10 protein-coding genes are annotated in these 13,200 nt (G+C 56.8%); 7 read left to right on the top strand and 3 right to left on the bottom strand.

Annotated features, from left to right (window positions below; all coding sequences use genetic code 11):
* Positions 1-55: 55 nt before the first annotated feature.
* On the bottom strand, positions 56-457 hold the full coding sequence (locus C1713_RS11360; RefSeq protein ID WP_102493978.1) for a thioesterase family protein: 402 nt from the start codon (positions 455-457) through the stop codon (positions 56-58).
* Positions 458-893: 436 nt separating this feature from the next.
* Here C1713_RS11360 and C1713_RS11355 point away from each other — a divergent pair, with 436 nt between their 5' ends.
* On the top strand, positions 894-7,421 hold the full coding sequence (locus tag C1713_RS11355; RefSeq protein ID WP_102493977.1) for an autotransporter outer membrane beta-barrel domain-containing protein: 6,528 nt from the start codon (positions 894-896) through the stop codon (positions 7,419-7,421).
* Between the two features lie 81 nt (positions 7,422-7,502).
* Here C1713_RS11355 and C1713_RS11350 read toward each other — a convergent pair whose 3' ends face one another.
* On the bottom strand, positions 7,503-7,922 hold the full coding sequence (locus tag C1713_RS11350; protein ID WP_009753041.1) for a type II toxin-antitoxin system HicB family antitoxin: 420 nt from the start codon (positions 7,920-7,922) through the stop codon (positions 7,503-7,505).
* Positions 7,923-7,934: 12 nt separating this feature from the next.
* The gene (locus C1713_RS11345) at positions 7,935-8,117 is read right to left on the bottom strand and encodes a type II toxin-antitoxin system HicA family toxin (protein WP_102493976.1); all 183 of its coding nucleotides are present in this window, start codon (positions 8,115-8,117) and stop codon (positions 7,935-7,937) included.
* Between the two features lie 145 nt (positions 8,118-8,262).
* On the opposite strand from C1713_RS11345, the gene C1713_RS11340 reads away from it, so the two are divergent.
* The 6 genes from C1713_RS11340 (at position 8,263) to ilvC (ending at position 13,138) form a co-directional block, all read left to right on the top strand.
* Positions 8,263-8,577, top strand: a complete 315-nt coding sequence (locus C1713_RS11340) for a hypothetical protein (RefSeq protein ID WP_102493975.1) — start codon at positions 8,263-8,265, stop codon at positions 8,575-8,577.
* A gap of 45 nt (positions 8,578-8,622) precedes the next feature.
* On the top strand, positions 8,623-9,603 hold the full coding sequence (locus tag C1713_RS11335; protein ID WP_102493974.1) for a diaminopimelate dehydrogenase: 981 nt from the start codon (positions 8,623-8,625) through the stop codon (positions 9,601-9,603).
* A gap of 211 nt (positions 9,604-9,814) precedes the next feature.
* Entirely contained in the window at positions 9,815-10,441 is a 627-nt protein-coding gene (locus C1713_RS11330) for a class I SAM-dependent methyltransferase (protein ID WP_102493973.1), read from the top strand.
* Positions 10,442-10,557: 116 nt separating this feature from the next.
* The gene (locus C1713_RS11325; protein WP_102493972.1) at positions 10,558-11,481 is read left to right on the top strand and encodes a hypothetical protein; all 924 of its coding nucleotides are present in this window, start codon (positions 10,558-10,560) and stop codon (positions 11,479-11,481) included.
* Between the two features lie 132 nt (positions 11,482-11,613).
* The gene (gene ilvN, locus C1713_RS11320) at positions 11,614-12,144 is read left to right on the top strand and encodes an acetolactate synthase small subunit (RefSeq protein ID WP_039981095.1); all 531 of its coding nucleotides are present in this window, start codon (positions 11,614-11,616) and stop codon (positions 12,142-12,144) included.
* Positions 12,125-13,138 carry a ketol-acid reductoisomerase gene (gene ilvC, locus C1713_RS11315; RefSeq protein ID WP_009753034.1) on the top strand — a complete coding sequence of 338 codons (1,014 nt, stop codon included), beginning with the start codon at positions 12,125-12,127 and terminating at the stop codon, positions 13,136-13,138. Before ilvN ends, ilvC begins: the two co-directional genes overlap by 20 nt.
* Positions 13,139-13,200 lie beyond the last annotated feature (62 nt).

Here is a 13,200-nt window from a genome sequence, read left to right as displayed (position 1 = left end):
TGCTGTATGAAGCGGCAAGCTTCGTACAGCAGTCCCTTTTGGCTTTATATATGTTTTATACTTTCTTCCCCTCTGCCTTTGCCATAAACTTCTGGACGGCAACGGCAAAGCGCGTGTGCGTTCCTGCGCCGATCTCCTCGCGTGTGTCGTACGCCGTGACCTTCAGCGAGACCGCGCGTCCGTCCACCGCCGTCACCTCGGCGACAGCGCGCACGTCAAGCCCCACGGGGGTCGCTGCCTTGTGCCGGATTGCGATCTCAGTGCCGACCGTCGTCCACCCCTCGGGGCATCCCGCCGCACACAGCTCCGCCGCCGCACGCTCCATCAGCGCTGCCATTGCAGGCGTTGCATAGACCGCGAGCGAGCCGCTCCCGACCGTCGCCGCCGTATTCTCCTCTGTGACCGCACCGTGTACCTCATGCGTTGCCCCAACGTGAACTTTCTCGTTGAACTCCATAGCGAACCTCTCTTTCTGAGACCATGGGAAGCACTGATAAATTCGGCACTACCATCTTGACGTATCTTTTTCGCCCGCTTTTCGTTAGCAAATCCTCCACATAGCCCTCGCTATGCGTCCGGTTTGCTGCCTCAATCGGACAAAAAATCTACGCCAATCTGGCAGACCTCATTTTATCAGCGATTCCCATGATTCTTTTTCATTATAACCATCTGCGCTGTCGTTGTCGATAGGAAAAGAATACTATTGCGAATAGAACATCGAAGATTAAGAATAGATATACAATAACAAGATGGTTGTTAGGAAATACCTTGCTATATAAAAATATTCGGTGTATAATTCAAAGTTAAGGGAGTGGACTTAGTCCGACCTAGACGAAAGCAACAGAACATACGTTTGCCGTGTCGGTCGAAGTGTTTTATGAGGAGGAACTGTGATGACAGGATTGAAGGATCGGCAGAGACTGGCGCTCTATGTAGCGCTCGGCCTCTCCGCAGGAAGCGGGCTCACGCTCGACGCATCGACGGCGTATGCGCATGATATTCCGCTGAATGCTGATCATACGGGTACGTATGTTGCCAATGCCGCCGCAGGCGACAATGTTGTAGCTAGCCAGCCCACAGGGGGGAGCACCCCCACCATTACTGATGGTGACATTGTTGGCAGCAAGGCGGCAAATGCAAAGAACGTCACAGTTACCGTAAACAGCGTCAAAGCGGAGAGCGCAGGATACGGACGTGTCTATGCTGCGCTTTCGACGGGGGATATTTCAAACAACCACATCGTCTACAATAATGATGCCAATGGTGTCGTTAATGAGCTCCTCGCCGCCGCAAGTAAGGCTGCAGCTTCGGGCTCGTCCCAAAATCTTCACGATAACGATGTGAAGGTAAATGCCGGGACGATTCATAACGATGTCACCGGCGCTGCAGGGACGGCGTCTGCTAATGTCCATGAGAATAAAGTTTTCGTCAACAACGGCACAATCGGCGGCAATGTGACGGGCGGTTCCGGGGGAGTATCCTCTCACGTTTACGAGAACAAAGTATCTGTCGCAGGCGGTACGATTACCAAGCAGGTCAACGGCGGCGTCGGCGCAGCCAATGCCACGGTCACGGGGAATGAAGTCACGATCTCGGGCGGTTATCTGAAAACTGTCAATGGCGGTATCGGAAAGAACGGCTCCATCGTCAACGATAATACGGTCACCATTACGGGCGGCACGTTTGCGGTAGGCAGAATTGTCGGCGGCGAAACGGGAACGACCTCTACAAAATCGAATGCGAATAAGATCATCCTCGGTTCGGAGGAGGGTGTGTATACGGCACATCTGGATAACACTGAAATCTGGGGCTCCCGTTACGATACGGTTGGTGTGATTGCAGGAAGTGACGTTGACGAGCGCATCAAGGAAAATACGCTCACCGTCAACGCACAGAATGTCGCCGTCGATAAGGTACGCAACTTCGAGAAGTATAAGTTCAACCTCAATAAGGGCGTGGCGAGAGATGCGTCCATGCTGACCGTTGCGGATACTGACGGCTTCGGTACAGGAGCAAATGTGCAGTGGGGCAAGATTCAGTTCGACGCGACGGGGTGGAATGACAAGCCGACCGATCTCGGCAGTAAATATTATGGCAAGAATGATCTGACGCTTCTCAAGACATCGGATGGGAATCAGCATCTGGTTATCCATAACGCTACGGCTTCACCGTTGACCCGTGAGGGGCTAAGCGGTGACTTTGAGTATCAACTTGCAACGGATAATCCTGCCGCCCCGGCTGCGGCGGGCGGGGCTGTTTCGGTCGCGAAGGTGACAGCGAGTGTCAACCGCATCCGGAATGCCAAGGCATTCTATGACGGCACAGCGGTCGATGGCAATGCGGTGCGCGGCGGTTATTCTGAATTCAGCCCTACTGGTGAGAATAGCATTTATCATGTGACGAATAATAAACTGACGGTTTCGCACCTCCTGACCAGAGGACTGGATGCCGCCTATGGCGGCGAAGTCGCTGGACTTGCAGGCAGTGTGCTTGGAAATGCTCTTTATGTTAGGAACACGGATGACCAGATCACGCCGACACCCAATCATGAGACACTAACGAACGCCTACGGCGGTGCGATTACGCGATCTATGAATGCGGGCGATGTCAAGCACAATGCCGTGAGTGTCAGCGGAGGCATTGTACAGAATGCCAATGGCGGCTATACTGCCGGAAATGGCACGGTAGAGGATAACCGCGTCTTCCTGAGCGGCGGTACCGTACAGAATGCCTACGGCGGCAAATCTGACAGGAACGGTACCGTAATCGACAACGTGGTTTCGGTCATGGGCGGCGGTACGGTATCAGATGCCTATGGCGCCTATGCTTCGGGAGTTGCGGCACTCACACACAACAGCGTCTTGATTGACGGCGGAACCGCGAAGGGGACGACCTACGGTGCAAAGTCCACGAGCGGGGATGTGGATAAAAACGAGGTATTTGTGCGCAGCGGCTCGGCAGCGCATATTGTCGGAGCAGACAGTGCGACGGGGAAAGTCAGCAACAGTCGCGTCATGATTGCCGGCGGCACGGTCGGAACGGCCATGACACGCGGCACAATCACGGGGGCCCAGAGCGCGGATGGACGCGTTACAGACAACGGCGTAACGATGACAGGGGGCGTTATTCATGGCGATGTCTATGCGGTAAAAACAACGGGAAACGGTACGGCACAGGGCAATTTTATCCGTCTTGGTGATGAGGATCATCGTGATCTCACGCAGACGGCGGCGATTAACTTTTCTGATGCAGATCTTATTGGAGCGGCAATCAATTACGCAACTGCCTCTTCCGGCAACAATGACCTAAGGGTCTACGCGAAGAATGCCGCGGTGCACAGCGTTAGCAAGTTTGACAACTATCGTTTCGATATCGCCCGCGGCATCACGGATGGCGCGACGATGCTGACGATTTCTGAGGGCGGCTTTGGTGACGTAATCGACGGCAGTAAAATCATAGTCGAGAACAAAGAAAAACTCATGGAGAAGGGCAATCCCGGCGGGCAGATTAAGCTTGCCCAAGGGAATGCGACGCATCTTTTAAAGTTCAAAAACAACGCGAATAAGCACGTGGACCTGACCAATACCGCCAGCTACAAGAACATCGAGTATGTTCTTGAACTTACGCCCGATACACTTGATGAAACAGAGGCAGGAGTATCCAAGGCGGATGCATTGCTTCTGACGTATGCAAAGTTCAAAGACAATGTATGGGCGTATGATGCCGCCCAGGATCCCAGTGAGCGGGATGAAGTGTTCGGCGGAATTTCCTACTACGACAAGCATGATACCGACAATAATAATCTCACGGTAGATGGGGTCAAGAAGGATCTTGAGGCGGCATACGGCGGCAAAACCAACGGTCTGGCAAATGCGACGAACAATCATGTCGTCATAAACAGAACCAACTACAATGTGGCCGGCGCCCCAGGAAAGATCAAAAAAGTTATCGGTGGTTATACACAAGCACCGTACACGGTCAGCAATGATGTTGGGACGGCAGGTGTCGCCGCAGAAAATGAAGCTGTTGTCTACGATGGAACAGTGTCCGAAGGTCTTTATGGTGGCTACACTAAGGGCAATAAGGGCAAGGCACGGAGCAACAAGGCGATTGTTGGCGGCGGCAGCGTCGCGAATGTCTATGGCGGCATCGCTACGGAGAATGGCGGCGAGGCGACCGAGAACAAAGCCGAGATCTATGGCGGCACGGTGACGAATGTCTACGGCGGTGCTGTGGACAAGGTGGATGCGGCGGCGACGAAGAACAAAGTTCAGGTGCGCGGCGGCACGGTGACGGGCGAGATCGCAGGTGCACGTGCCGTATACGATACGACACCTACGGCAACGCATACGCTCTCGAACGGAAATAATGTAATGCTCGGCTCGGAGGAGCCGACCCGCGCGTTGGACATGAACGTTGCAGGTGCGTCCGTCTACGGGACGGACTACCGTGACGTGACATCGGGCGTGGCAGGAACACCAGAGCTGACCTTTGACAGCGCCAGTGACCAGATCAAAGATAACGAGCTGATCGTCACGACGACGGGTGTATCTGCGAAGAAGGTTCGCAATTTCGATTCGTATACCTTTGTTCTCGGCGACAATTTCGAGAATAAAGATACGATGCTCACGCTCACCGAGGCGGGCGGATTTGGTACAGTCTCGAATGCAGCATCGAATCCTGCTGTGAAGGTTGATTGGGGGAAGGTCAAGGCAAGTACCTCCAAGCTGACGGATCGGCGTGGCGGGGGCATCCACGGCAGAAATAACTTCACACTGATGCAGGAAGTCGTACCGGGCACAGGAGGAGCGATCTCCTATCCCCGTGAGCTCGCCTTCGCGAACTATACAGATACGGCAGGGATCGCGGAAATCGACCGCGTCTACGAGAAAAAGATGACGACGGATGTTGCACCCGCTGCAGGCTCGACGGATACGTCGGCAAATAAGGTGCTGCTTGAGCTGAACCGCTTCCGCAACGATGAGGTGACTCATAAAGGAACGGAGGCGCAGACGCCCTCCGAGGTATACGGCGGCTACTCCGGCTACGATCATACGGAGAAAGTCAGTGGCGTTCTGACAACGCTTGGCACGACAACCGAGAGCAATATACTGAACATCGAGGGCATCGCAAATGGAACGACGCTCAAGGCGTATGGTGGCTATACAGGAGGCGCACGCGGCGGCTCGAAGGACAACGCCGTTCATATCAATCTGGAGGAACTGCCGGGCAACGTGGCATCGGGCGATCTGGACTCCGTCTATGGCGGCTATGCAGAAGGTGCGAACGCAGGAGCAGTAAGCGGGAATATCGTGACCTTCTCCCAGGGCGCAACACTCCATGATCTGATGGGCGGCTATCTTAAGAGTACCACGAGTACGTCGGATGTCTCAGGGAATCAGGTGTTCATCGCGGGCGGCGAGTTCAACAATGCTGTCGCCACGGATCCTGCCCCACGCATTTACGGCGGTGCTACGGATGGCTCCGGTACGGCAACCCGGAACGTTCTGCAGATCACGGGCGGGACGATAGGTAATGCAACACATGCAGCGGATGTCGTCGGCGGACGCTCGGCGACGGGGGCGGCAGAGGAGAATCATGTCGTCCTTGACGCTGCTGAGCCGGGGGCAACACCCTCTGCACCGGCGCTGAAGGGCAATGTAACGGGCGGATACGGCGCGACGGCAACAGACAATACTGTCGAGATTCTTGCGGGCACGCTTACTGGCTCGGTCTACGGCGGCTATGCGACGACGGCAGGAACACCGGCAACGACGGGGGCATCGCCGACGGCGGAGGTCTCTGCCCTGCGCAACAACAAGGTAACGCTCCGTGACGGCGTCACTGTTACGGGCAATGTCTATGGTGCCTATGCTGCAGCGGATGCGTCGAACATGACGGCTGCGACGGACAGCAATACCATTAACCTCTATAAGGCAGTCATCGGCGGTACGATCTACGGCGGCATGGCACAGGATGCAGCAGGACATGATGTTGTCAGCGGCAAGAATAATACGCTCGCAGTCCATGGATACGACTCCAAGGCTGGCGATTTTGCAGGGGTACAGAACCTCAACTTCTACCTGCCGGAGGATGTTAAGAATGATCCGCTGAATGATGTCAATGCACCGACCATGCTGAAACTTACCAACGTGACGAATGTCGATGCAAATGGCAAGAAGGATCTCAGCAATATCAAGGTCGGTGTGGAGCTTGATGCACGTCGCGCAGTACTGCACAGCGGTGATAATATCAGCCTGATGACAGCGTACAATGCGAATACACCGGTGGAGCTTACGCCGGATCATCTGATCAAAGCACCGGCAGAGGGGCATCAGGATGCTCTGAGGTATAAATTCGAGCTCGTTACTGTGCCGGCGGCAGATGCTGTGGCAGTTCCGACAACGACAGGCGGAACTGCTGCGGTGAACAACAAGCTGATTGCAAAGGTCACCGAGGCTGCACTTGACCCGCAGACTAAGTCTCTCGTCGAGACGCGTGCGGCATCAATGGCGTTCATCAACAGTGGATCCGATCTCCTGACGGACGCTGCGATGACAGCGGCGATGGAGGCTGCGGCAACGCCTGCCTCTGAGTCGCAGGCAGGACGCGCCCGTGTCGACGGAACACCGAAGGAGTACGGTATGTGGGCGGTGCAGAACGTCTCGTCCATGCGCCTCAATTCCGGCTCGCATGTCGATGCAAAGGGCTGGGGTCTCAATCTCGGCTTTGCAAAGCAGCGCGTGTCGGGACGCAATACGCTCACGTATGGCCCGTTCGTCGAGTACGGAAAGGGCTCGTACGACTCCTATCTGGACGACGGTCTGCACGGCAGCGGCGACATGGACTATCTCGGCGTGGGCGTTATGGCGAAGTCGCAGAGCCAAAACGGTGCATATGTTGAGGGCAGTGTCCGCGTCGGCCGCGTAAAGAGCGACTATGCAGGGACAATTGCAGATACGCATCGGACGTACGACAGCAGCAGCACCTACTACGCCGGACATCTTGGTGTCGGGCAGGAGAAGCAGCTGAAGAACGGCAATACGATTGATACATACGCGAAGTATTTCTTTGCTCATCAGGGTGGGGATACGGTGCGTCTCAGCAACGGTGCTGTCTACGACTTCGATGCGGCGAATTCGCATCGCATCCGCTTCGGTACGCGCTACACCTCGAAGAAGGGCGACGCATCGTTCTACACAGGGCTTGCCTATGAGTACGAGTTCGGCGATGATTTTGCGGCATCCTATCAGGGCTACAATACGCCAAGCCCGAGCCTTACGGGCGGCACGGGCATCCTTGAGCTGGGCTATCGCTTTGCCCCGCAGAACGGCCGTGCAACGTACGGCATCCAGCTGATGGGTATGACGGGCCAGCGTCGGGGCATCTCCGGCGGCGTCCAGATGCACTGGGCGTTCTAATACGTTAAACAATATCGACACAATAAACGAGGGCCGTGATACGATTCCGTATCACGGTCCTCGTTGTTGACCATTCCTTCTTTACTGTGCCGCCGCTTCCTTTTGATAGAGTGCGGTGAGCGCATCCTGCAGCACCTTGGAGACGTTGAGTTTTTTCTGCTCGGCGAAGGTGTTCAGCCATGCGGGGATGGTGAGATTCTTGCGGATGGATTTACTGCCGTACTTGGCGGCGTAGGCATCCATATCGAGGGAGAGCAGGCTGACGAACCCCTCACCCATCTCGGGGTCGGGGTGAATGTCCTCAATGCGGCTCGCGGGCGGAGCGCTTTTCCCGTCCTCCAACTCGCCGAGCACCCAGCCCGATGCTGCGTCCTCACCCATTGCGATTGCCTCGGAGAGACTTGCACCCTCACTGACACAGCCAGGGAGATCGGGGACAACGACACAGAAGCCGGGGTTCACTTCACAGGGATAAAAAATGGCAGGATAGACCAGATTCATAACAATGCCTCCTCACTTTAATCCTGCACTGCGCAGGACAGATCTGACGGTCTTGGGATCGAGGTCGCCTGGGTGATTCGGTATCGTGATTTTTCCCGGCTTATCATCATGTATATATTGCATATGTGAGCCGTTCGAATTTTTGAGATACCAACCATTCTTTTTTATCAGACGCTCAAGTTCGATAAATCGCATCTCATCACCTCTATCTCATTATATGTATCGTGCGCATTTCTGTCCAGAATAAATTTCTGCCCCTCTGTTGCGTGTATGAGAGAATCGTTCTATAATAAGATGCGTCCTTCACTGGGACAAAAGATTTGAATACGAGGTGATATGCGTGAGTGATACATACAGTGTTGCCATCAGCTATGGCGACGTTCTCGGTTGGATTGATTACGACGGCAGTGCGCATCGTGCGGAGGTCCATCTTGCCGATGAGAAGGGGTGTACGGCGGTGGAGGAGTTCCTCGCCAAAGACCATGAGGTCGAGGTACCGCACAAGACGCTGATGGACTTTACGAAGGAAACGATCACGCCGCTCGCAGACAAGGAGAGTTTGGCGCTCGCGCTGACGCGTCTGTGGAATGATACGGGTGTACAGGTGGACTGGTCGCGGCCGGTGGACTACGTGAAGGAACATCCGCATTACTAATCGGCTGTAGATTCTATGCCGTCGGGGGACGGCGAGGGAGGAAATATGATTCGCATTGGTATTCTAGGCTATGGCAATCTCGGACGCGGCGTGGAGTACGCCGTCGAGGCCAATCCTGACATGGAGCTGGCCGCTGTATTTACGCGCCGCGATCCCGCGTCGGTGAAGCCGCGCACGCAGGTGCCGGTGGTGGCGGCATCGAAGGCGGCGGAGTGGAAGAACAAGGTGGATGTGCTCATTCTCTGCGGTGGCTCGGCGACCGATCTTCCGAAGCAGACACCGGAGTTCGCGAAGCTTTTCAACGTGGTGGACAGCTTTGATACGCACGCCAATATCCCGACGCACTATGCGGCGGTGGATGCGGCGGCAAAGGCGGCAGGGCACGTCGGTGTGATCTCGGTCGGCTGGGATCCCGGCATGTTCTCCCTCGCACGCGTCTATGCGAATGCGGTGCTCACGAACGGTGCGGACTACACGTTCTGGGGGCGCGGTGTCAGCCAGGGGCACTCGGATGCGATCCGCCGCATCCCGGGGGTGAGGGATGCCAAGCAGTACACCGTTCCTGTCCCGGCGGCACTCGAGGCCGTGCGCAGCGGCTCGAATCCGGTGCTCACGACGCGCGAAAAGCATACGCGTGAGTGCTATGTCGTACTCGAGGAGGGCGCGGATGCGGCAGCGGTCGAGAAGGCGATCGTGACGATGCCGAACTATTTCTCGGACTATGACACGACGGTGCACTTCATCAGCGAGGAAGTACTGCAGCGCGACCATGCAGGGCTTGCACACGGCGGGTTCGTCATCCGCTCGGGCGCGACGGGGGAGAACAATGCGCATAAGCATGTGATCGAGTTCAGCCTGAAGCTCGATTCGAACCCCGAGTTCACGGCGTGCGTCCTCGCTGCATACGCGCGTGCGGCATACCGTCTCGCCTCTGAGGGCGCAAAGGGGTGCAGGACCGTGCTCGATATCGCACCGTGCTATCTCACGGTGCAGACGGATGCGGAGCTGCGCAAGGCGCTGCTGTAAAATCCAGTGGGACTGCTGCACAAACGCCCCTATCGACTCGCTGCGCTCGCCACTTCCCCCGTTGCGACGGGGGAAGCTAAGATGCCATAATCCTAGCCTCCCCCGTGCGACACGGGGGAGGGGGACCGCGCAAGCGGTGGAAGGGGGGCTTGTAGCGATACCGCTGACATAATGACAATGGGCTGTGGCATTCGCAGAAAGGAGGAGTAGCATGGGGCTGCTTCGTAAATTTTTCAGCAATATGGGAAACCCCCAAGGGAAGATGGGGAAATTTGTCATCGCCATGATGAATCGTGGACATGCGGGGATTGCGGCGTGGGGCTTTTCGCATCTCGACCTGCAAGGGAGCGAGCAGGTGCTTGACTGCGGCTGCGGCGGCGGAGCAAACGTCGCCGTGTTCCTGCGGATGGTGGACGAGGGGCATGTGACGGGGCTGGACTATTCGTCCGTCTCTGTGGAGAAGGCGCGTGAGGTCAACCATGCGGCGATTGCGGCGGGACGCTGTGAAATCGTGCAGGGAAATGTGCAGGAACTGCCGTTTGATGACAGTCAGTTCGATGTTGTGACGGCGTTCGAGACGGTGTATTTCTGGCCGGAGATTGCACGTTGCTTTGCACAGGTGCACCGCGTACTGAAGCCCGGCGGTATGTTTATGATTACAAATGAGACGAGCGGCAAGACGAAGAGTCATGAGAAGTGGCTGAAGATTGTCGACGGCATGTCCGTCTATACCGGCGAGGAACTCGAAAGCCTGCTCAGGGGCGCGGGATTTGCGCGCGTGGAGATCGACGAGGATTTGGCGCATGACCGTCTGAACGTTCGGGCGTATAAGGCGTAATAATCGTTTCGACATCATAAAAGCGTCCTGTGATCGGCGGGACGCTTTTTCTGTTTCGCCGAAGAGATTTTTCTGCTATAGTAGAGAGAGCAATTTGATGAGAAAGGAGCCCTGCTATGGCGATTACACCGCCGACACCGCCGACGCCCCCGACACCGCCGAAGATCACACTCGGGGATGCGGCGCGCGACGCACAGGCAAATCAGACGCATACAACGGGTGATGCGCAGGCGGAGCAGCAGGCGCGTGACTCGGTCGCGCAGGGGAACGGTGCGCTCTCCAAGACAACGACGGGCGCACCGCAGGATGGTAAAGCACAGACAGGAAAGACGGGCAATGCGGGCACGCGTTCCGATGCGGCGAAGGGCGATCACGTCAGTACGTCTGCGTCGCGTGTTGACCACGGCACGAAGGCGGATGGACAGACGGGCGCAGATGTCGCGAACGGGCTGGATATGGCGCAGGAGAATGCGGCACTCAAGCAGCAGCTCAGCCAGACGGGGGCTGAGCCGCCGCCAAAGTCCTATACGGCGACGAGCGGTGTCTACTGGGCAGGGATGATCGTCCTCGCGGCAGCGGTCGGGGCGTTCCTCTTTTTCCGTTTCTTTCGGAAAAAGGGGAATGCGCAGGCGGCAGAGCCGTCGCTTGGCGAGCGCATTCTCGCTCATGAGAGTGAGCCGCAGGCACCGCCGCCGCGCGCTCATGAGGATCTCCTCGCAGCGGCAGAACGGGCACGGCAGAGACGTACGCCGCAGGGCGAACTTCTCCCCGAGTACACGGGGCTGACGGCAGGCGAGGTGCTGGAACGACTGGCGGAGGAGGAGCACGCTGCACCTGCGGCCGCCCCGCCGCCCGTACGTGTGCCGAAGCCGCCGCGCCGTGTACCATCCGCGCGCCCTTCGGCGGCAAAGCCCAACCTACCTGCCGCCCCACCCAAGGAACTGCGCATGCCGCCGTCGGCCGCGCCCGCCCCGAAGGCTGGGCAGACGGGGGAGGCGCCTGCGGAGGAGAATGCGCCGCATTTTGAAGTGCGGGTATGAAAAAGCTGCGCGCATTGTATTCACGCGCCCGATATGCTCCACGCGGAAAAATCTATTGACAAATAGAGGCGTGAAGGAGATAATAAAGGAGTTTTCCCGAAAAAAATGTGCTGAGGAAGGAGGCGGATGACCATGAAACATGTGCTGTCCGTCTTTGTCGCGAACCAGACGGGGGTTCTGGTGCGTGTTGTCAGCATGTTCTCGCGGCGCGAGTTCAACATCGACAGTCTGGCTGTCGGTGTGACGGAGTCGCCGGATTTCTCACGCATCACGGTGGTGATGCACGGGGATGGGAATATCGTCGAGCAGATGATCAAGCAGCTGGAGAAGATGCCCGTCGTGCGGGCTGTCCAGCGTCTGGACGAAAAAAATGCGGCGTGCCGTGGCATGACACTCATCAAGGTGCGTGCGGGTGATGAGAATCGCCTCGATGTGCTGAAGATGGGCGAGCTGTTCCGCGCACATGTCGTCGATGTGGAGTCCTCCTCGATCATCTTTGAGATCACGGGCGGAGATGACAAGGTGACCGCATTCCTAAAGGTGCTGAAGCCCTACGGTATTGTCGAGGTCATCCGCACGGGGCTCATCGCGCTCGAACGCGGAGAACGCACCATATATGAACACTGTGAGGAGAGGGAGTACTATGGCAAAAACTTACTATGACCAGGACGTCAACTGGAGTGCAATCGAGGGCAAGACGATTGCGATCATCGGCTATGGCAGTCAGGGTCATGCGCATGCACTGAACCTCAAGGAGAGCGGACTCAATGTCGTCGTCGGTCTCTACGCTGGCTCGAAGTCCAAGGCGAAGGCTGAGGCACATGGTCTGAAGGTCACGTCGGTTGCCGATGCGGTGAAGCAGGCGGATGTCACGATGGTCCTCATCCCTGATGAGAAGCAGGCGGATGTCTACAAGGAAGAGATCGGCCCGAACCTCAAGAAGGGCAGTGCGCTCGCTTTTGCTCACGGCTTCAACATCCATTTCAAGCAGATCGTTCCGCCCGAGGGCGTCGATGTGTTCATGGTTGCGCCGAAGGGACCCGGTCACCTCGTCCGCCGCACGTTCGAGGAGGGCTCGGGCGTTCCGGCTGTATTCGCTGTCGAGAAGGACGAGACGGGCAAGTGCTTCGATCTCGCGCTCGCCTATGCACGCGGCCTTGGTGCGACGCGTTCCGGTGTGCTCCAGACGACGTTCCGCGATGAGACGGAGGAGGATCTGTTCGGTGAGCAGTGCGTCCTCATGGGCGGTGTCTGCCAGCTGATGCAGACGGGCTTCGAGGTGCTCGTCGAGGCGGGCTATCCGCCCGAGATGGCATACTTCGAGTGCTTCCATGAGATGAAGCTGATCGTTGATCTCTGCTATGAGGGCGGCATGACGAAGATGCGTCAGTCCTGCTCCGATACGGCAGAGTACGGCGACTACATGATTGGACCGCGCATCATCACCGAGGAGACGAAGAAGGAGATGAAGAAGGTTCTGAAGGAGATCCAGGACGGCACGTTCGCGCGCAACTGGCTTCTCGAGAACCGCGCTGCCGGACGTGCGAACTTCCTCGCACAGCGTCGTCTCCACAAGGAGCATCAGATCGAGCAGGTCGGTGCACAGCTGCGCAATATGATGCCGTGGCTGCGTGACAAGAAAGAGCTCAATTTCTAAACGATACACGTATTTTATGAAAAAGAAGTCTTTCCGCGCGGAGAGACTTCTTTTTTCAAAGG

Source organism: Centipeda felix (assembly GCF_900186465.1).
Lineage (GTDB): Bacteria > Bacillota > Negativicutes > Selenomonadales > Selenomonadaceae > Centipeda > Centipeda felix.
The sequence above is the reverse complement of the archived record's forward strand: the minus strand, read 5'-3'. Positions and strand labels throughout refer to the sequence as shown.